The 19755-nt window shown below is 67.7% G+C and carries 20 protein-coding genes; 3 read left to right on the top strand and 17 right to left on the bottom strand.

Features of this window, described 5'->3' with window-relative positions; genetic code table 11:
• Positions 1 to 86 precede the first annotated feature (86 nt).
• Positions 87 to 698, top strand: coding sequence for a helix-turn-helix domain-containing protein (locus FZ033_RS17175; RefSeq protein WP_149577313.1), 612 nt, complete (start codon positions 87 to 89; stop codon positions 696 to 698).
• A 56-nt stretch (positions 699 to 754) separates the two neighbouring features.
• Here the strand turns inward: FZ033_RS17175 and FZ033_RS17170 are convergent, their stop codons facing one another.
• From FZ033_RS17170 to FZ033_RS24090, 4 genes are all read right to left on the bottom strand, one after another.
• Positions 755 to 1921: a hypothetical protein gene (locus FZ033_RS17170; protein ID WP_149577312.1), complete on the bottom strand. Its 1167-nt coding sequence runs from the start codon at positions 1919 to 1921 to the stop codon at positions 755 to 757.
• A 127-nt stretch (positions 1922 to 2048) separates the two neighbouring features.
• Entirely contained in the window at positions 2049 to 2483 is a 435-nt protein-coding gene (locus FZ033_RS17165) for a DUF1489 family protein (RefSeq protein WP_149577311.1), read from the bottom strand.
• A gap of 23 nt (positions 2484 to 2506) precedes the next feature.
• On the bottom strand, positions 2507 to 3514 hold the full coding sequence (locus FZ033_RS17160) for a hypothetical protein (RefSeq protein ID WP_149577310.1): 1008 nt from the start codon (positions 3512 to 3514) through the stop codon (positions 2507 to 2509).
• A 197-nt stretch (positions 3515 to 3711) separates the two neighbouring features.
• A complete protein-coding gene (locus FZ033_RS24090) occupies positions 3712 to 3849 on the bottom strand; it encodes a hypothetical protein (protein ID WP_188079552.1) in 138 nt (45 codons plus the stop codon).
• Between the two features lie 231 nt (positions 3850 to 4080).
• On the opposite strand from FZ033_RS24090, the gene FZ033_RS17155 reads away from it, so the two are divergent.
• On the top strand, positions 4081 to 4380 hold the full coding sequence (locus tag FZ033_RS17155) for a DUF3253 domain-containing protein (RefSeq protein ID WP_188079551.1): 300 nt from the start codon (positions 4081 to 4083) through the stop codon (positions 4378 to 4380).
• A gap of 2 nt (positions 4381 to 4382) precedes the next feature.
• Here the strand turns inward: FZ033_RS17155 and FZ033_RS17150 are convergent, their stop codons facing one another.
• The 12 genes from FZ033_RS17150 to FZ033_RS17095 all read right to left on the bottom strand — a co-directional run bounded on the left by FZ033_RS17150 (position 4383) and on the right by FZ033_RS17095 (position 17081).
• On the bottom strand, positions 4383 to 5186 hold the full coding sequence (locus FZ033_RS17150; RefSeq protein WP_149577308.1) for a YdcF family protein: 804 nt from the start codon (positions 5184 to 5186) through the stop codon (positions 4383 to 4385).
• Positions 5187 to 5234: 48 nt separating this feature from the next.
• The gene (locus FZ033_RS17145; RefSeq protein WP_232847543.1) at positions 5235 to 5978 is read right to left on the bottom strand and encodes an ABC transporter ATP-binding protein; all 744 of its coding nucleotides are present in this window, start codon (positions 5976 to 5978) and stop codon (positions 5235 to 5237) included.
• The gene (locus FZ033_RS17140) at positions 5978 to 7201 is read right to left on the bottom strand and encodes a lipoprotein-releasing ABC transporter permease subunit (protein WP_149577307.1); all 1224 of its coding nucleotides are present in this window, start codon (positions 7199 to 7201) and stop codon (positions 5978 to 5980) included. The genes FZ033_RS17145 and FZ033_RS17140 overlap by 1 nt, the downstream gene beginning before the upstream one ends.
• A 107-nt stretch (positions 7202 to 7308) precedes the next feature.
• Positions 7309 to 8631 (bottom strand): proline--tRNA ligase, encoded by a 1323-nt coding sequence (proS, locus tag FZ033_RS17135; RefSeq protein ID WP_149577306.1) that lies wholly within the window; start codon positions 8629 to 8631, stop codon positions 7309 to 7311.
• 705 nt (positions 8632 to 9336) lie between these two features.
• Complete coding sequence (locus FZ033_RS17130; protein WP_149577305.1) at positions 9337 to 9774, bottom strand: VOC family protein; 438 nt, start codon at positions 9772 to 9774, stop codon at positions 9337 to 9339.
• 7 nt (positions 9775 to 9781) lie between these two features.
• On the bottom strand, positions 9782 to 10156 hold the full coding sequence (locus FZ033_RS17125; protein WP_149577304.1) for an SUF system Fe-S cluster assembly protein: 375 nt from the start codon (positions 10154 to 10156) through the stop codon (positions 9782 to 9784).
• Positions 10153 to 11400: a cysteine desulfurase gene (locus tag FZ033_RS17120; protein ID WP_149577303.1), complete on the bottom strand. Its 1248-nt coding sequence runs from the start codon at positions 11398 to 11400 to the stop codon at positions 10153 to 10155. The genes FZ033_RS17125 and FZ033_RS17120 overlap by 4 nt, the downstream gene beginning before the upstream one ends.
• Before the next feature lie 226 nt (positions 11401 to 11626).
• A complete protein-coding gene (gene sufD / locus FZ033_RS17115; protein WP_149577302.1) occupies positions 11627 to 12967 on the bottom strand; it encodes a Fe-S cluster assembly protein SufD in 1341 nt (446 codons plus the stop codon).
• An 8-nt stretch (positions 12968 to 12975) separates the two neighbouring features.
• Entirely contained in the window at positions 12976 to 13725 is a 750-nt protein-coding gene (gene sufC / locus FZ033_RS17110) for a Fe-S cluster assembly ATPase SufC (protein ID WP_149577301.1), read from the bottom strand.
• Between the two features lie 44 nt (positions 13726 to 13769).
• The gene (locus FZ033_RS17105) at positions 13770 to 14213 is read right to left on the bottom strand and encodes a hypothetical protein (protein ID WP_149577300.1); all 444 of its coding nucleotides are present in this window, start codon (positions 14211 to 14213) and stop codon (positions 13770 to 13772) included.
• Positions 14210 to 15682: a Fe-S cluster assembly protein SufB gene (gene sufB / locus FZ033_RS17100; protein WP_149577299.1), complete on the bottom strand. Its 1473-nt coding sequence runs from the start codon at positions 15680 to 15682 to the stop codon at positions 14210 to 14212. Before sufB ends, FZ033_RS17105 begins: the two co-directional genes overlap by 4 nt.
• A 139-nt stretch (positions 15683 to 15821) precedes the next feature.
• Complete coding sequence (locus FZ033_RS17095) at positions 15822 to 17081, bottom strand: cysteine desulfurase family protein (RefSeq protein WP_232847542.1); 1260 nt, start codon at positions 17079 to 17081, stop codon at positions 15822 to 15824.
• A gap of 310 nt (positions 17082 to 17391) precedes the next feature.
• Between FZ033_RS17095 and FZ033_RS17090 the strand changes: the two genes are divergently transcribed.
• Positions 17392 to 18063: an alpha/beta hydrolase gene (locus FZ033_RS17090; RefSeq protein ID WP_149577298.1), complete on the top strand. Its 672-nt coding sequence runs from the start codon at positions 17392 to 17394 to the stop codon at positions 18061 to 18063.
• A 77-nt stretch (positions 18064 to 18140) separates the two neighbouring features.
• On the opposite strand, the gene FZ033_RS17085 is transcribed toward FZ033_RS17090, so the two are convergent.
• The gene (locus FZ033_RS17085) at positions 18141 to 19742 is read right to left on the bottom strand and encodes an APC family permease (RefSeq protein ID WP_149577297.1); all 1602 of its coding nucleotides are present in this window, start codon (positions 19740 to 19742) and stop codon (positions 18141 to 18143) included.
• Positions 19743 to 19755 lie beyond the last annotated feature (13 nt).

The following is a 19755-nucleotide window of genomic DNA, read 5'->3' as shown; positions in this document are numbered from 1 at the left end:
CCGTGCAGGCGCCGCTTCCCTCGCGCCGCTTTGCTGAGTATCGTCCGGCGCAGCGAACGTTCGTTCGGAATTAAGGATCGCGGGGCATGGCAGTCAAGGAGCGCGGGAATACCCTCGAGACCGGCGCGCAGGTCATCACCGGCCAGCTCGGCAAAACCATCCAGCGCCTGCGCAAGGCCTACAACCTGTCCCTGTCCGACCTCGCCGAGCAGTCGGGCGTGGCCAAATCCATCATCAGCCAGATCGAGCGCAACGAGACCAACCCGACGCTGGCCACCGTGTGGCGCCTGTCACAGGCGCTGGACATGACGGTGGAGCGGGTGCTCGCCTCCTCCGACGACGCCCCCTTCGTGGAGAAGCTGACCCGCGCCGACACGCCGATCCTGTTGTCCGAGGACGGCCTGGTGCGGCTTTCCATCATCGGCTGGATCAAGACGGTGGAGTGGCTGCAATATTACGACATGGACGCCGCCCCCCGCGGCGAGCTGGATTCCGACGGACACCAGCGCGGCTCGGTGGAATGCCTCACCGTGCTCAAGGGCACGCTGGAGGTGGAGGTGGGCGGCGTCATCGAGACCGTGAAGGAAGGCGAGACGGTGCGCTATCGCTGCGACCGCCGCCACGTCATCCGCAACCGCACCGATGCCCCCGCCCGCGCCTTCATGGTGTGCCTGCTGAAGGCCGCCGTGCTGGAGTGAGAGGGCTGGCGTGAGGGGAGCGGCAGCCGCTCCCCCCGATTGCCCCCCTGCCCCGCTCACTCGTCGGTCAGCGGGCCGAGGATGAGCTGCTCCAGCTTCACCCAGTTGGCGAGCTGGGCATAGGTGAGCTTTTCCGCCTTCAGGTCCCAGGTCACCTCGGAGCGGGTGGGGCCGACGCACTTGTCCTTGCCGTCCTCGCCCTTCACGCGCCGGCAGGCGTCCTCGCTGTCATTGTAGTAGACGCGGCCGTAGAGCCCCGGCTTCGACTGGTCGGCGCTGGAGAAGAACGCGTCCGACTGCGCCTGCGCCGCGCCAGCGTCGAAGAACGACTGGTCGGTGTTCGCCGGCTGCTCGTTCCAGCGCAGATTGTATTCGTAATAGCCGGTATAGGGCTTCTTCTTGCCGCCCTTGTCACTGAAAGTGCCGTTCTCCTCCACGAAGCGGATGGAGCCGGACACCCGGTCGGTGAAGGAGCGGTCGGCCACAGCATAGCTGAAGCTCACGCCGTTGGCGTCGGTGAGCCAGTTGCCCAGCTCATAGTCGTAGTCGAGGTTTCCGGAGACGCGGGTCTCGGGCAGGAACGAGAACGGGCCGGCGGCGAGCTGGGTGCGCTCGAAGCGCAGCGGGTCGGGGTTCTTCACCTGGATCGACACGGTCTTGCCGTCCACCACGCGCGAATAGATCTTGGTGGCCTCCTTCTGGGCCTTGCGGAACTGCTCGCCCACCTCCCACCAGCGCGCCACGTTGCGGCCCTGGATGGAGCCGCCGAAGGCCGAGGTGGTCTGGTTGCCCTTCACCACGTCGATGCGCAGCCGGCCCGCGTCGGGGATGTAGCGCCCGTTGTTGTCGATCTGCAGGTCGCCGCGCAGGATCGCCACCTCACGCGCGATCTGGGAGGGGTTCGACGGGTTGATCACGTCGAACTTCACCGAATAGACGAGGCTCTTGCCCGGCGTGCGCTGCACCGAGCCCTTCAGGATCATGAGGTCGGCCACCGCGAGATCGGAAATCTCGTAATTGTCGGTGCCGCTGGTGGAGCGCGCGGAGCGGGAATTGTAGTCCACGGTCATGGCGCCGGTGAGCTTCGCCTTGTCGGCGGGAATCTCTTTCAGCGCCTGGCTCTGCTGGGCCGCGGCGGTGCCCGTGGTGGCGCCGGTCACGACGCCCGCCGCCAGGAGGCTCGCCGCGCACGCGAGAGTGGCCGGCACGATGCGTATGGTCATAGGTCTCTTCCCCTCGTCGAACCGCGGCTCGAACTGCCCGGTCCTTCGCGGGGCGCACAGTGGCGAAACGTTCCTGAACGGGAGATGACGGAAGGTCAGAGATCCGGAAGAGAGGGGCCCGCCCCGCTCACAGCAGCCCCAGCTCGCGCAGCTCCCGGGCGAGGCCCTCGGGCAGCGCGCCGCCGTCCTCGGCGCGGGCAAGGTCCCGCGGCGCCTCGCTGGCCTTCAGGTAGCGCCAGCCCTGGAACGGTCGCGACGGGCGCGGCTCCACCGGCACCACCGTGGGATCGAGCACGAGGCCGCAGCGGCGCACCCCGTCGCCGTCCACGAACGGGCGCAGGTCCAGAAGGCGCTGGCGCGCCGCCACCTCGCCCTTGATGACCCAGTAGAGCGCGCCGCCGTCCAGCAGTTCCTCGCGCCGGGTCGGGACCATGCGCGTCACATGGATCTGCTCGAACGGCTGGCCCGCCTTGCGCGCCGCCTCGGCCCGCTGGGCGATCCAGTCTTCGAGGTCCGCGATGGAGGTCGCGCCCACGCACAGCTTGATGAGATGGAGCGTCATGACCGCCTATGTACCGGCTCGACCTATTCGTCGCCAGCCGGCTCGGCGGCATCCGGCGCAGGCGCGGCGGGCGCCGCCTGCGGACGCGGACGGGGCTGAACGGCAGGCCGGGGCGCGGGCGTGGCTGCGGCGGGCGCTGCGGCCGGGCGCGACGGGCGCGACGGGGGAAGCGGGGTCGGGCTGGTCTGGGTCGCGGCGGGCGCCGGAGTAGGAGGCGCGGGCGCGTCTTCCACCGGCAGGTTCGCCACCGGCGGGCGCTCCTGCGGCGCTCCTGAGCCGCTCGTCCCATTGTCGTGCGGAACGACGGAGAAGCCGAACGGGCCGGAGCGCACCGGCGGGGCGGGATTGAGCGTGCCCCGGTTACGGGCGTTGCGCTCCCAGATGGGGGCATATTTGGCCACCAGCGCCTGGTAGCGGCCCTCGGTCATGTTGGCGACGACGCGGGAGCTGTCGCCCAGCACCGCCGCCGGCGGGCAGAACGAGGGGGTGCAGCCGAACTCCTCCACCAGCACCGCCGCCGTGAAGCCGAACGGGTCCAGCTCCAGCGGCCGGCGCCAGGTCATGACGCGGGCGGAAAGGCCCGGCACGTCGGCCTTGCTCAGGATGTCGGCGGCATCCTCCACCAGAGCGATGCGCTCGCGCACCAGCCCGCGTGCGGCGGAGACCGAATCCGGCCGCTCGAACAGCACCGTCTCGCACGCGCTGGCAAGGGTCGCATCGGCCGTGAGGCAGCCCAGCGCCGGGGTCTGGGCGGCGGCGGAATCGAGGGTGGCGGCGCGCGCCTCCAGCGCCTGCGCCTGTCCGCCCGCGCTGGTTCCGGTGATCGCCCGCACCACCGCGCCACCCACGGCGAGGCCGCCCGCGAGCATGCCGAGCAGCACCAGGATGGTCACCGGATGGTCGTTCGGCTCGGAGCGCGCGAACAGCAGCGCCACGAAGACGACGCCGGCCACCGCTGCGGCCACGGCGACCCAGCCGGGCACGGCGAAACTCGCGTTCAGGACGCCCAGAAGCTGATCGACCCACTGCATCCGGCGTCCTCCGCCCGCATTCCTCAGGACTGCCGGTTCCTCACCGGCGTGACTTTCCGTCCGGGGCGGCGGGCGCCACCCCGGAGACGGGCGCGGATCATCCGCCCGCGCGCCCCGCAAGGCAACGCGCGCGGGCCATCCGTGCTCTCTATGGTAAAGCCTTTCGGCGATCTGCCCGGCGCGGAAAAGCGGGGGCCTCAGCCGACCCGCATGACGGCCTGCTCGAAGCCGCCGAACAGATAGACCACCGCAACCGCGACCAGGAAAACGGCGAAAGCGGTACGCGCGACGCCCCAGCAGGAGCGGCGATGGGAATAGCCTTGGCTCAGATTCATGATGGGATCATTGATCTCTTCACGTGCCCCCGCGGCACGCGGTGCGTTGCGCACTGCACAATGATTAAAGTTTTGTGAACGTCCGGACAAGGGGGTGCGAATGGTTCGCAGGGTTGTCCAAAGCGCATGGGAAAGCGTCACCCCGGGGCGCAGCCGAGGCGTGTGTTTCCACCCCTTCTCGCCACGCGCTTGGATGGCCGCTGCCCGCCAAAATGCTCTATGAAGGCCGCCATGAGCACCGATTCCCGCCGCGACGCGGCCGCGCCCACCCCCCTGCCCGACGACCTCTCCACCGAGGCGGCGCTGCTGCGCCTCACCGCCGAATGCGGTCCGGGCAAGTCCATCAGCCCCATGGATGCAGCCCAGGCGCTGATGGCCGAGGCCGAATGGCAGCGCGCCCTGCCGGTGGTGCGCCGTGTGGCCGTGCGCATGGCCCAGGAAGGGCGCCTGCTCATCTATCGCAAGGGCAAGCCCATCGACCCCGCCGAGCTGCGCGGCGTCTACCGCATCGGCGCGCCGCGGGACGAATAGGGTCAGGGCGCCGGAAACAGGGCGCTGGTCTTGCCGGACAGGTAGTAGGCCACAAGGCCGATCCACTCGCGCACGCCGGTGTCGGTCTTGTCGAGACCGTCGGCGGCGCGGGAGAAGGGCTGGTCCAGCCGGTCCGGCCCCGCGGTCTGGAAATCCACCGGATAGGGCACCACGTCGAAGCCCACCTTGCGGAAGCAGCCCACGGCGCGCGGCATGTGCCAGGCGCTGGTGACGAGAAGCCAGCGCTCGCCGGGCTTGGGCTGCAGCAGCGCCTTGGCGAACTCGGCGTTTTCGGCGGTGTTGCGCGACTTCGGCTCGAACTCCACCCGCGCCTCGGGAATGCCGAGGTCCGGCAGGCTCATGCGGATCATGTGCGCCTCGACGGCGTCGCCGCTGGGAAACAGCAGCCCGCTGCCGCCCACGAAGGCGAGCCGCGCCTGCGGATAGCGCCGCGACAGCGCCGCGAAGGCGATGGGCCGCTCCCCTGCCTCGCCGAAGGTGGGCACGCCCCGCGTATTGCCAATCTCCGGCCGCTCCGACCCGCCCAGCATGATGATGCCGGTGACGGGAGTGCCGTCATCCTTGAACAGCGGGAAGCGCTCCTCCAGCGGGGAGAGCATGTAGAGGGCCGCCGGCGAGAAGCCGAACACCAGCCAGCCGGCCACCGCCGTCACCATGAGGCCGATGCCCAGCCCCCTGCGGCGCACCGCGAGCAGCACCAGCCCCAGCACCGCGAGGATGACCAGCAGGTTGGAGGGCACCGCGAGGAACCACAGCACCTTGGACGCCGTGAAGAAGGAATCCATGGGCGTTCCAGAGGCTCCGTTGAAACAATGGCTCGCGCTGAACCGGGTTCAGGCCAGTTCCACCACCTTGCCCTCCCGCAAGGTGACGCGACGGTCCATGCGGGAGGCCAATTCCAGGTTGTGGGTAGCGATCAGCGCCGCCACGCCGGTGGCGCGCACCAGCTCGGTGAGGGCGCCGAAGACGTGGTCGGAGGTCTTGGGGTCGAGGTTGCCGGTGGGCTCGTCCGCCAGCAGCAGGCGCGGGGCGTTGGCGAGCGCGCGGGCGATGGCCACGCGCTGCTGCTCGCCGCCCGACAGCTCGGACGGGCGGTGCACAAGGCGCGCCCCGAGGCCGAGATAGGACAGCATGTCCTTGGACCGCGCCTCGGCCTCCTTGCGGGAGAGGCCGCGGATCATCTGCGGCATGGCCACGTTCTCCAGCGCCGTGAATTCGGGCAGGAGATGGTGGAACTGGTAGATGAAGCCGATGGAAAGGCGGCGGATGCGGGTGCGCTCCGCATCGGGCAGGCGCGCGGTGGGCGTGCCGTCGATGAAGACCTCGCCGGCGTCCGAATGCTCCAGAAGCCCGGCGATGTGCAGCAGGGTGGACTTGCCGGAGCCGGAGGGCGCCACCAGCGCCACCGACTGGCCGTGGGAAATGGCGAAGTCCGCCCCGCGCAGGACCTCGATGGTCCCCGCGCCCTGGGGATAGCGCCGCACCACGCCGGTGAGCGCCAGCGCCAGCGGCGGGCGGCCGCCCTGCCGGCCGGGTTGTCCCTCGGGCCGTCCATTGGGATTTGCGCGCTGATCCATCACTCGTATCTCAGGGCTTCCACCGGATCGAGCCGGGCGGCCCGCCAGGACGGATAGAGGGTGGCGAGGAAGGACAGCACCATGGCCATCACCACCACGGACGTGGTCTCGCTGAAGTTCATCTCCGCCGGCAGGCGGCTCAGGTAATACAGCTCCGGCGAGAACAGCTCGGTGGCGGTGAGCCAGGAGATGAACTGGCGGATGCTCTCGATGTTGAGGCAGACGATCACCCCCAGGAGCAGCCCGGAGAGGGTGCCCACCACGCCGATGGCGGCGCCGGTGATGAAGAACACCCGCATGATGGCGCCCTGCGTCGCCCCCATGGTGCGCAGGATGGCGATGTCGTGGCCCTTGTCCTTCACCAGCATGATGAGGCCGGACACGATGTTCAGCGCCGCCACCAGCACGATGAGGGTGAGGATGAGGAACATGACGTTCCGTTCCACCTGCAGCGCGTTGAAGAAGGTGGCGTTGCGCACCCGCCAGTCCACGAGGTACACCGGCCGCTCCGCCGCGCTCTGGATGGCGCCGCGCAATTCGCCCACATCGTCGGGATTGTTGAGGTAGACCTCGATGGCGTTCACGTCGGCGTTGCGGTTGAAGTAGGCCTGCGCCTCGGCCAGCGGCATGAAGACGAAGGCGCTGTCGTATTCCGACATGCCCACCTCGAACACCGCCGCCACCTTGTACACCTTGATGCGCGGCGAGGTGCCCATGGGCGTCACCGCCCCGCGTGGCGCGACGAGGGTGAGGTTGTCTCCCGCGCGCAGGGACAGCTGGTCGGCGAGGCGCTTGCCGATGGCGAGGCCCTGGCCCTGGTCGAAATTCTCCAGCGTGCCCTGGCGGATGTTGTGGGCGACCGACGGCAGCTCGCGCAGGTCCTTTTCCGCAAGGCCGCGCACCAGCACGCCCGAGGCGCCGAACGGCGAGGAGGCGAGCGCCTGCCCCTCCACCAGCGGCACCGCGATGCGGATGCCGTTGAGCTTGGCGATACGTTCCGCCACCGCCACGTAATCGGTGAGCGGGCTTTCCAGCGGCTGCACCAGCACATGGCCGTTGAGGCCGAGGATCTTGCCCAGCAGCTCCTGCCGGAACCCGTTCATCACCGCCATGACGATGATGAGGGTCGCCACCCCCAGCATGATGCCGAGGAAGGAGAAGCCGGCGATGACCGAGATGAAGCCTTCCTTGCGCCGGGCCCGGAGATACCGCAGCGACAGCATCCATTCGAACGCCGAGAAGGGACGCGTCCCGGTGGGCTCACCGTCGCTTTGAGCGCCGCTTTTGGCCCCCCTGGGTCCGCCCCTCGCCGCCGTGGACCCGGTGACGCTCATGCCTTCAGCCTCTCCAGGATGTCGCCGGGCGCGATCAGCTCACGGGAGCCGTCCACGCGGCGCTTCAGTTCCACCTTGCCGTCGGCCAGACCCTTCGGCCCGACCAGGATCTGCCACGGCAGGCCGATGAGATCGGCGGTGGCGAACTTCGCGCCCGCCCGCTCCTCGGTGTCGTCGTACAGCACGTCATAGCCCGCAGCGGTCAATTCCGCGTAAAGCTTTTCGCAGGCGGCGCCGGTGGTGCTGTCGCCGGCTTTGAGATTCAGGATGCCCACCTGGAAGGGGGCCACCGCATCCGGCCAGATGATGCCGTTGTCGTCGTGGCTCGCCTCGACCATGGCGGCGACGAGACGCGAGGGGCCGATGCCGTAGGAGCCCATGTGAATGGTGTGCTCCGCCCCGTCCGAGCCCAGCACTTTGGCGCCGAAGGGCTCGGAATATTTGGTGCCGAAATAGAAGATGTGCCCCACCTCGATGCCCCGCGCAGCCATGCGGCTGGCTTCGGGGATGGCGGCGAACGCGGCCTCGTCGTGCTTCTCGGAGGTGGCGGCGTAAAGCTCAGTCCATCGGTCGAACACCGCCTGCAGGCCGGCCGCGTCGTCGAAGTTCACATCGGCGGAGGGCGGCGCCATCTCCAGATAGTCGCCGTGGCAGAACACCTCGCTCTCCCCGGTGGAGGCGAGGATGATGAATTCGTGGGAAAGGTTGCCGCCGATGGGACCGGTGTCCGCCACCATGGGAATCGCTTTCAGCCCCATCCTTGCGAAGGTGCGCAGATAAGCGACGAACATCTTGTTGTAGGAATGGCGGGCGCCGGCCGCGTCGAGGTCGAAGGAATAGGCATCCTTCATCAGGAACTCGCGCGAGCGGTAGACGCCGAAGCGCGGGCGCACCTCGTCCCGGAACTTCCACTGGATGTGGTAGAGGTTGAGCGGCAGCGCCTTGTACGACTTCACATAGGCCCGGACGATCTCGGTGATCATCTCCTCGTTGGTGGGGCCGAACAGCATGTCACGCTCGTGGCGGTCCTTGATGCGCAGCATCTCCTTGCCGTAGTCGTCATAGCGCCCGCTCTCGCGCCACAGGTCCGCCGACTGGATGGTGGGCATCAGCATCTCGATGGCGCCGGAGCGATTCTGCTCCTCGCGGATGATGTTGCACACCTTGTTGAGCACCCGCAGGCCGAACGGCAGCCACGCATAGATGCCGGCCGATTCCTGCCGGATCATGCCGGCGCGGAGCATCAGGCGGTGGGAAACGATCTCCGCTTCCTTGGGCACTTCACGCAGGATGGGGAGAAAATAGCGGGACAGGCGCATCGGCGGGCTCTGGATCTCAAACCTGGGAACGAAGTCGGCGCGAGTGAAAGCGGAAGGGGAGCCAAAACACAAGAGCCAGCGGCTCTGCGATGGTGCCGCGCGGGCGACTTCCGCGGGAAGAGGCGCGAGGGCGCACGGGTCGGCGACCTGTAGCCACCCTCACGGCACTGCATCGCGATGGGACAGGTTCCGCATTCCGTTCCGGCACCCCATCGACGCCGGCTACGGGAGGTAGCCATGCGCCTTTGGCATACGAAGCGCCCCACTCCAGAACCATATTGCAATGCAGCGAGAGAGTTATTGCGGCGCAAGGATGACAAACGACAGAATCTTGTTCTATTTTGATCTCGCACAAGAAAGGGGATCGTCACCGGCCGGCCAGATGGACGGTGAACGCGGTCCGGGTCTCGGGAGGAATCGAAGAAAAGCCGACCGAAGGCCGCCTGTTGGTGGATGCCACTCGTTGGTGACACCACTTGGCGCATACGGAATTGGCATTGCGGCTTGGCCGCGCGGCTTTGAAAGCGGACTTAGATCCGCAGGCAGCGCAGGACGCCGTGGATTGAACAAGGCGAGGCCACCAGGCCTCGCCTTTTTCTTTGGCCTCGCCTTTTTCGTTGGAGGGTGGCTGGCGCCACGACCGGTCGTGTCTCGGATTCCCCCCTCTCCCGCTGGCGGGAAAGGGCTCCAACTCGCTACACCCGCTCAATAATTCGCCCAGAGCCCCGGGCTGGCGATCTCGGCGAGGTTGCCGTCCGGATCGCGGAAATAGAGGCTGGTGGAGCCCCTGGGCCAATGCACCTCGCCCTCGATGGCGACGCCATGGGCCGCAAGGTGTGCGCGCCACGGCTCGATGGCGTCCGCCGCCACGGCGAAGGCGAAATGCAGGTGGCCGGCGCCGTCATGGGGCGGGATAGCGCCGCCGAACGGCAGCGCTATGGCCTCATCCGCCGTGCCACGCTTGAACAGCAGCAGCACCGTATCGCCAACGGGATAAGCGGCGAAGCGCGCGTCGGAGAGCATGGGCTTGAGGCCCAGCACGCCCTCATAGAAGGCGGTGGCACGCGCAAGGTCGTCCACGTAGAGGCCGGTTTCCACCACCCGGCCGAGCGGGGGCGGAGCTTTTGAGGCGCCGCCGCCCATCGTCATCTCACCACAGGTTGAGGGTGGCGCGGGCTTCCTCGGACATGCGGCCCTGGTCCCACGGCGGGTCGAAGGTGATGTCCACCTTCACGTCGGAAATGCCCGGCACCGAAGCCACGGCGCTTTCCACCATGCCCGGCAGCTCGGCGGCGGCGGGGCAGTTGGGGGTGGTCAGGGTCATTTCCACGGCGACGGTGTGGTCGTCGGCGATGTCCACCTTGTAGATGAGGCCCAGCTCGTAGATGTCCACGGGGATTTCCGGGTCATAGACGGTCTTCAGCGCGCTGACGATGCTGTCGGTCAGGCGCTCCAGCTCAGCCTCGGCAATGGAGGACTTGATCTGCGGCATATTCGCCTGCTCGGTGGTCTTCGTCTCGGTCATGCGAACAAATCCTGCGCCTTGACGAGGGCGTCCACCAGACGGTCCACGTCGGCGCGCGTGTTGTAAAGGGCAAAGGATGCGCGGCACGTCGCTGTTGTCCCATATCGGGCCAAAAGCGGCTGGGCGCAATGGGTGCCGGCTCGCACTGCAACACCGTAGCGGTCGATGATGGTGGCCACATCGTGCGGATGGGCGCCCTTCATCTCGAAGGAAATGATGCCGCCCTTGCCCGGCGCGGTGCCGATGATGCGCAGGGAATTGAGCGCTCCCAAGCGTTCGTGGGCATAGACGGAAAGGTCGTGCTCGTGGGCGGCGATGCGCTCGCGGCCGATGGAGTTCACATAGTCCACCGCCGCGCCGAGCCCGATGGCCTGAACAATTGGAGGAGTTCCAGCTTCAAATCTGTGGGGCGGCACGCCATAGGTCACGTAATCTTCCGTGACCTCGCGGATCATCTCGCCGCCACCTTCATAGGGCGGCATCTGCGCCAGAAGGTCGAGCTTGCCGTAGAGCACGCCGATGCCGGTGGGCGCATAGAGCTTGTGGCCGGTGACGGCGAAGAAATCCACATCGAGGTCGCGCACGTCCACGGGCATGTGGACGATGGACTGGCAGCCGTCCACCAGCACCTTGGCCCCCACCGCATGGGCCGCCGCCGCGATTTCCTTGATGGGCGTCACCGTGCCCAGCACGTTGGACATCTGGGTGATGGCGACGATCCTGGTGCGCTCGGTGAGCAGGCCCTTGAACGCCTCGAAGTCGAACGAACCGTCCTCGCGCACCGGCGCCCACTTGATCACCGCGCCCTTGCGCTCGCGCAGGAAGTGCCACGGCACGATGTTGGAATGGTGCTCCATGATGGAGAGCACGATTTCGTCGCCCGGCTCGATGGACTGGCCGAGGGAGCTGGCCACCGTGTTGATGGCCCCGGTGCCCGAGCGGGTGAAGATGATCTCGTCCACGGACGCCGCGTTGAGGAAGCCGCGCACGCTCTCGCGGGCCTGCTCGAAGGCCTCGGTGGCGGCGTTGGCCAGATAGTGCAGGCCGCGGTGGACGTTGGAATATTCCCGCTCGTAGGCGGTGACCATGCGCTGGATCACCTGCCGCGGCTTCTGGGCGGAGGCGGCATTGTCCAGATAGGTGAGCGGATGGCCGTTCACCTCCAGCGACAGCGCCGGAAAATCGGCGCGCACGGCCTCCACGTCGAAGCTGCCGTTGCGCACGGCGGGGTGAATATGCGTCATGGCAAAACGTCCTTGCTAAGAGCTCGTTTGAAAACTCAGGGCCTGCACTCCTGCAATCCCGCCGTCATGCCCGGCCTCGTGCCGGGCATCCACGCCGAGCCGCTCGCAACGGCCTACTAAAGCTCTTCCAGCCTCACCGCGTGGATGGCCGGGACAAGCCCGGCCATGACGAAGTTTCACTTCACGGGGATCACCCAAACTGAGTGGCGATGGTCCTTATCCCCCCTCAGGCCGCCCGCTTCTCCAGCCAAGCCACCATGCGGGCGAGAAGGATCTCGCGCAGGGCCTCGTCCTCCACATATTCCACGGCCTCGCCCACGAAGGCCTGGATGAGCAGGCGCTCGGCATCCTTCAGCGGCAGGCCGCGCGAGCGCAGGTAGAACAGCATCTTGTCGTCCAGCGTGCCCACCGTGGCGCCGTGGCCGCACTGCACGTCGTCGGCGAAGATCTCAAGCTCGGGCTTGTTGTCCATCTCCGCGTTGTCGCTCAGCAGCAGAGACTGGCTCATCATGCGCCCGTCCGTCTTCTGGGCATCGCGCCGCACCACGATCTTGCCCTGGAACACGCCGTGGGCCTCGTCCGAGAGCACGGTCTTGAACAGTTCCCGGCTCTCGCAGCCCGCCACCGCATGGTCGATGAACATGGTGGTGTCGGCGTGCTGGCGGCCCTTCAGCAGGGTGGCGCCCCGCACCCCCAGATGGGTGCCGGTGCCGGCGAAGCGGCCGTAGACGGAATGCCGCGACAGCGCCGCGCCCTGCACCAGCGAGAACACGTTGAGCTTCGCCGTGCGGCCCAGCTCCACCATGAGCGTGCCGAGATGGAGCGCCGCCGCGCCCTCTTCCTGCAACCGCACCAGGTTGACGGTGGCGCCATCGCCCAACACCAGTTCCATGGCGTGGTTGGCCTGGTAGGCGACGCCATCGCGGCCGGCGAAGCTTTCCACCAGCGTCAGCTCGGCGCCCTCGCCCACCACCACCACGGTGCGGGTGAAGCCGGCGACAGCCTCCGCCGCCGGGAAGACATGGGCCAGATGCACCGGCTTTGCCGCCTTGGTGCCGGCATCCACCTTCACCACCAGCCCCTCGCCGAGGAAGCCGGTGTTCAGCGCCAGCGCGCCGTCATAGCGATCCGGCTGGAGCGAGCCGATGCGGTCCAGCAGCGGATCGTTCGCCGCCGTGGCCGCGTCGAGCGGCAGCGCCGAAACCCCAGCGGGCAGGCCGGCGAAGTTGGAGGCCCCGCGCGCCAGCGCCCCGCTCACGAACAGGATGCGCGCCGCATGGGGCACGTCGAGGGCGAGGGCGGCGGCTTCCGCCTCGTCCGCCGCGCCGGGGGTGCCGGCGAGCGGGGGGAAGTCGCGCACCGCCGCGCGCAGGTCGGTGTATTTCCACTCCTCCACGCGCCGGTTGGGCAGGCCGTGGGTGCGGAAGGCCTCGAGGGCATCGGCGCTCAGCTCGCCGAGACGCCCGTCAAGGCCCCCCTGCCCGGCCGCGACGGCGAGCCGGGCCTGGAGCGTGGCGGCGATGGCGTCTTCAGCCGGTGTGCGGGCAGGACGAACGGGAATGTTCATGGCCGCGCTCACGCCGCATCCTGCCCGTAGGCCGCATAGCCGGATTCCTCCAGCTCCAGCGCCAGATCGGCACCGCCGGAGCGGACGATGCGGCCCTTGTGCATCACATGCACCACGTCCGGCACGATATGGTCGAGCAGGCGCTGGTAATGGGTGATGACCAGCATGGCGCGATCGGGCGCGCGCAGGGCGTTCACCCCCTGCGCCACCACCTTCAGCGCATCGATGTCGAGGCCGGAATCGGTCTCGTCCAGAATGCACAGCTTGGGCTCCAGCAACGCCATCTGGAGGATCTCGTTGCGCTTCTTCTCGCCGCCGGAGAAGCCCACGTTAACCCCGCGCCGGAGCATGTCCTGGGTGATGCCGAGGTCGGGGGCCTTGGCGCGCACCAGCTTGAGGAAGTCGGGGGTGGAGATTTCCTCCTCCCCGCGCGCCTTCTTCTGCGCGTTCATGGCGGCGCGCAGGAACTGCATGTTGGCGACGCCGGGGATCTCGATGGGATACTGGAAGGCGAGGAACACGCCGGCCGCCGCCCGCTCTTCCGGCGCGAGGGACAGGATGTCCTGGCCGTTGAAGGTGGCCGAGCCTTCGGTGACCTCATAGTCCGGCTTGCCCGAGAGCACATAGGACAAGGTGGACTTGCCGGAGCCGTTCGGCCCCATGATGGCGTGCACCTCGCCGGCCGGGACCGTGAGGGTGAGGCCCTTGAGGATCTCGTTGTCGCCAATGCGGGCGTGGAGATTCTTGATTTCGAGCATGTGCTGTGTCCGTTGGTGCGCCACGGCAGGGCCGGGCGGAAATGTCAGCGCTGCGGGGGTTCCACGACCCCGTAGCCGCAGGAATGGATGAAATAGTCGTCGGCCCCCGGGAGGGCCTTCACCTCGATGCGGACCGGCCGGTTCCAGCCGATGGCCGTGAGCAGCAGGCCAGCGGAGCCGCAGTCACCGAGGCCGAACAGAGTCACCAGCCGAAGCTGTCGGCCGCCGATCTCTCCCTTTACGACCTCGTCGACAACAAAATCGGCCCGAACAACCGGCTTGCCATCAAGTGTGGCGTTCGCACCTGCTGTCATCTGGGTGACGCGCCCGCGAACGACCGTCTCGGCTGCTTCGAGCTGCCATGCCTCAATGGCCTCACGCCCTTTCACATGGGCGGGAGGCTGAGAACAGGAGCAAGCGACCGCAGCTCCGGCACCCGCGATCAGCCACGCGGATACTGCAAGAGCTATCCGCACGCCCACCATCACCCCACGCTCCCCTCGAGGCTCACGGCGATGAGCTTCTGGGCCTCCACGGCGAACTCCATGGGCAGTTGCTGGAGCACGTCGCGCACGAAGCCGTTGACGATCAGCGCCACTGCCTCCTCCGGGCCGAGGCCGCGCTGGAGGCAGTAGAACAGCTGGTCCTCGGAGATCTTCGAGGTGGTGGCCTCGTGCTCGAACTGGGCCGAGGCGTTCTTGGCCTCCATGTAGGGCACGGTGTGCGCGCCGCACTGGTCGCCGATGAGCAGCGAGTCGCAATTGGTGAAGTTGCGCGCGCCGGTCGCCTTGCGGTGGGCCGAGACAAGGCCGCGATAGGTGTTCTCCGAATGGCCGGCGGCGATGCCCTTGGAGATGATGCGGCTCGACGTATTCTTGCCGAGATGGATCATCTTGGTGCCAGAATCCACCTGCTGGTAGCCGTTGGAGATGGCGATGGAATAGAACTCGCCCTGGGAGTTGTCGCCGCGCAGGATGCAGCTTGGATACTTCCAGGTGATGGCCGATCCGGTCTCCACCTGCGTCCACGAGATCTTGGAATTGTCGCCCCGGCAGTCGCCGCGCTTGGTGACGAAATTATAGATGCCGCCCTTGCCGTCCTTGTCGCCGGGATACCAGTTCTGGACGGTGGAATACTTGATCTGCGCATCCTTCAGCGCCACCAGCTCCACCACGGCCGCATGCAGCTGGTTCTCGTCGCGCTGGGGCGCGGTGCAGCCTTCCAGATAGCTCACATAGGCCCCCTCGTCGGCGATGATGAGGGTGCGCTCGAACTGGCCGGTGTTGCGTTCGTTGATGCGGAAGTAGGTGGACAGCTCCATGGGGCAGCGCACGCCCTTGGGGATGTACACGAACGACCCGTCGGAGAAGACCGCCGAATTCAGCGTGGCGTAGAAATTATCGGACACCGGAACCACCGAGCCGAGATAGGTCTTCACCAGCTCGGGATGCTCGCGGATGGCCTCCGAGATGGGCATGAAGATCACGCCGGCGCTCGCCAGCTCCGCCTTGAAGGTGGTGGCCACCGACACGCTGTCGAACACCGCGTCCACCGCCACCTTCGAGCCGCCGGAGCTCTCGATGCCCAGCAGGGCGTCGCGCTCGCGCAGCGGAATGCCCAGCTTCTCGTAGGTCTTCAGAATCTCCGGATCGATCTCGTCGATGGACTTCGGCGCCGCCTTGGGCTGCGAATAATAATAATAGTCCTGGAAATCGATCTTCGGATAGCTCACCCGCGCCCAGGTGGGCTCCGGCATGGTGAGCCAGCGCCGATAGGCTTGAAGCCGCCATTCGAGCATCCATTCGGGCTCGTTCTTCTTGGCGGAGATATATCGGATCGTATCCTCGGACAGGCCCTTGGGGGCCTTCTCGCTCTCGATGTCCGTGACGAAACCGTACTTGTACTGGTCCACGTCGAGCGCGCGGACGCGTTCAACCGTCTCCTGAACCGCAGGCATCTTCTCTTCTCCTCTCCCGCGCGGGGTCAAGGCCCGCGGGTCAAGTTCACGTCCTGTGTCTCATGCCGCGCGTAACGCGCGGGTCCTGAACTCTCTGCCTCTCAGCCGCGCCCCGCGCGGCTTCCAGCTCTTTTTGTTTCTATGCCGCGCGTACCGCGCGGCTTCTCAGGTGCGGCACCACCTTTTGCAAGGCCGCCACGGCCTCCTCCACATCCTGCCGGGTGCTGGACCAGCCCAGCGAGAGGCGGATGGCACCCGCCGCGCGTGCTTCGGGAACACCCATGGCCGACAGCACGTGGGAGGCGCCCACCTTGCCCGAGGAGCAGGCCGAGCCCGCACTAACACTTACGTGGGCAAGGTCGAGCGCGATCACCAGTGTTTCGGCCCGAAGTCCGGCAAAAGTGAGCATGCTGGTATTGGGCAGCCGCTCCGCCCCAAGGCCGATGACCTCTGCATCGGGAACGCCGGCCAGCACAGCCCGTTCCAGCGCATCGCGCAAGCTCGCAAGCCGGGTGGCCTCGGCGGCAAGGTCGGCGCGCGCCACGCCGGCGACGGCGCCGAAGCCGACGATGGCCGGGCCATTCTCGGTGCCCGCGCGGCGGCTGCGCTCCTGCCCGCCACCGGCGATGAGGGCCGGGGTGCGATCATCCGGCCCGGCGGCGACCAGCGCGCCGGCCCCCTGCGGGCCGCCCATCTTGTGGGCGGAGAGGCTGAGGAAATCCACGCCCAGCGCGGCCATGTCCAGCGGCAGGCGCCCGGCGGCCTGCACGGCATCGCAGAACACCACGCCGTCGCGCGCCTTCACCAGCCGCGCGGCCTCGGCCACGGGCTGGACCACGCCGGTCTCGTTGTTGGCGGCCATCAGCGCCAGCAAAGCGCGGCGGCCGGCGGCGGCATGGCGGGCGAGCGATGCCTCCAGCGCGTCGAGATCAAGGCGGCCGGCGCCGTCCACGGGCAGCATCTCCACCGCCTCGGCGGCAAAGCGATGGCCGCGCAGCACGGCGGGATGCTCCACGGCGCTCATGAGCAGCACATGGCAAGGCTTCGGCCGGCCGGCCATCTCCACCGCCGGATGCAGCGCCAGCGCGGCCGCTTCCGTGGCGCCCGAGGTGAACACCACCCCACGGGGCGACGCGCCGACAAGGCGGGCCACCTGAGCCCGCGCCGCCTCCATGCGCGCCCGGGCGGCGCGGCCATCGGCATGGACGGACGATGCGTTGCCCACGCATTCCAGCGCGGCCAGCATGGCGTCCCGAGCTTCGCGCTTCAGGGGGCTGGTGGCATTGTGATCGAGATAGGCGCGGCGCACGGCAGCATTGGCCGTGGGCGCAGTTGCCCCGGCCTCAGACCGATCTTGCGATCCCAGATCATGCGACCTGAAGATGCCGCCCGCGCTCATCTCCGCCTCCTGGCCCCTTGCGCGAAACACGCTCCGGACCCGCGCCAGACTTGCAATTGCCGGCAATCTCGGTCATAGCTCAAACTTCACCCGATCCCGCATTGCAGCGCCCTACGGTTCGCGCAGCCGGCAGGAACAGATTAGAATTATTCTAAATCGATAGGTCGTTCCGATCTGTAAGTCAAGCATTACCGTTTCGGCGTCAAGTCGTTAGGGTGATGCTGGCGGGTTCGTCCCCGAGAGTCGCGCTTTCCGGGCGGGTTCCGCTTCATCCTGTGCGTCATTGCCACCCAGAGGTTGTAAAACTTCCATGCCAGAAGTGATCTTCCCCGGCGAAAAGGGGCGCCTTGAAGGCCGCTACCAGCCCGCCAAGACCCGCAATGCGCCCATCGCCATCATTCTTCATCCGCACCCGCAGTTCGGCGGGACGATGAACAATCCTGTCGTGTACAACCTGTATTACCAGTTCGCGAACCGCGGCTTCTCGGTGCTGCGCTTCAATTTCCGGGGCGTCGGCCGCTCCCAGGGGTCGTTCGACCACGGCACGGGCGAATTGTCCGACGCCGCGGCCGCGCTCGACTGGGCCCAGTCGGTCAATCCGGATGCGCGGGCGTGCTGGATCGCCGGCTTCTCCTTCGGCGCGTGGATCGGCATGCAGCTGCTCATGCGCCGCCCGGAGGTGGAGGGCTTCATCTCCATCGCCGCGCCGGCGAACCTCTACGACTTCTCCTTCCTCGCCCCCTGCCCGTCCTCCGGCCTGTTCGTCCATGGCGACAAGGATGCGGTGGTGCCCACCTCCGCGGTGCAGACGCTGGTGGAGAAGCTGAAGACGCAGAAGGGCATCGTCATCGAGCAGCAGGTGGTGCCCGGCGCCAACCACTTCTTCGACGGCAAGACCGAGGACCTCATGGGCGTGGTCGGCACCTATCTCGACAAGCGCCTGCCCGGCACCCGCAAGGACAGCAAGGACAGCGCCGCCTGAGGGCGATGCTTATCGCTGTCCCGACTTTCATGAACGGCCGGTCCTGGGGACCGGCCGTTTTTGCTAAAAGACGTGCTCTAGACCCGGACCTCCGGCTGCTCCTCCGTGGCCGCATCCAGGACCCGTTCCTCGCTCATGTAGCGATCGAACTTCAGCTGGCTTAGCCGTGCCCGCACCGCCAGCGCGAACGCCCCGCCCCCGAGCGCGGCCAGCACCAACAGGTCCCAGCCGAAGGGGATGAGACCCGTGCCCCCAAAGCTGCCGAGGAACGACACCAGCCCGAGACCGCCAAGGTAGGGCGCGAGCCACACCGCTTCCGCAAGGTCCAGGCTGCCGGCGGCGCGATGGCGGGCATGGAACAGGAACAGCACCAGCCCCGCCAGCAGGCACAGGCCCAGGCGCCACACGGTGGGCCATCCGCTCCAGTAGATGATGTAGGTGGCGATGATGAAGGCCACCGGCGCCACCAGCTTCACCGCCGGCACCCGCAACGGCCGCGTCGCATCGGGCAATAGCTGGCGCAGGGCCACCACCGCCACCGGCCCTACCACGAAGGAGAGGATGACGGCGGAGGAATTCAGCTGCACCACCTCGCTGAACGGCAGCAGCACGAAAGCGGCAAGCGAGAACACGAGGTTCAGCAGCAGCGCGGCCACCGGCACGCCGCGCGCCGAAAGCGCAGCGAAGCGCTCGGGAAAGAAGCCGTTCTCCGCCAGCGCGAAGGCAAGGCGGGCATTGGAGCCCACCGAAACGAGGCCGCCGGCGAACGGCCCCACCACCGCCCCGAAATTCAGAAGGCTCACCAGCCACAGCATCCCCAGCGCCGCGGCGAGCGCCCCCAGGGGCCCGAAATCCCCCGGCAGCGCCAGCGCGCCCCAGCCGTGGGCGAGGTCCGCCGGCAACAGCGCGCCGGTGAAGGCGAACTGGATACCGCCGTAGACCACGAAGGCAATGGCCAGCGCCAGCACGAGGGCGATGGGAATGGTGACGCCGGGGTTCTTCACCTCCCCCGCCATGTCGATGGCATGGCGAAAGCCGATGAAGGAAAAGGCGATGCCCCCGGACGACACCGCCGCCAGCACGCCGGCAACGCCGAACGGCGCGAACCCGCCGCTCCCTTGCGTGAAGTTGGCCGGCTCGAACCGCGCCGCCAGCAGCGCCACGATGACGACGAGGGGAATGGCGATCTTCAGCCAGGTGATGGCGGTGTTCACGCGGGTGAAGAAGCGCACGCCGAAGGCATTGATGACGGTGAAGCAGACCATCATCAGCCCCGCCACGGCCACCCCCGCCCACGACAGGGTGCCGCTGCCCGGAGCGGTATAAAGCCAGCTCAGGTGCGGGCCGAGGTAGCGCAGCATGGCCTCCACCTCGATGGGGGCGGTGGTGTTGTAGCCCACCCAGGCGCTCCACCCCATGGCCATGGCCACCACATTGCCGTGGCTGAACTGGGGAACGCGCGCAATGCCGCCGGCCACCGGCAGCATGGCCGAGATTTCCGCGAACGTAAGGGCAAACAGCAGCATGGCAGCGCCGCCGATGACCCACGCGATCAAAGCGGCGGGGCCCGCGTGCTGGGCGGCCAGCAGCGGGGCGAACAGCCAGCCGGAACCGATGATGCCGCTCACGGCCACGAAGGTGAGGCCGATCAGCCCGATCTCGCGCTTCAGCTTGCCCATCGATCCCCCCGCC

It is taken from the genome of Xanthobacter oligotrophicus, assembly GCF_008364685.1.
Taxonomy (GTDB): Bacteria; Pseudomonadota; Alphaproteobacteria; order Rhizobiales; family Xanthobacteraceae; genus Xanthobacter; species Xanthobacter oligotrophicus.
This window is presented reverse-complemented; position numbering and strand designations above follow the sequence as displayed.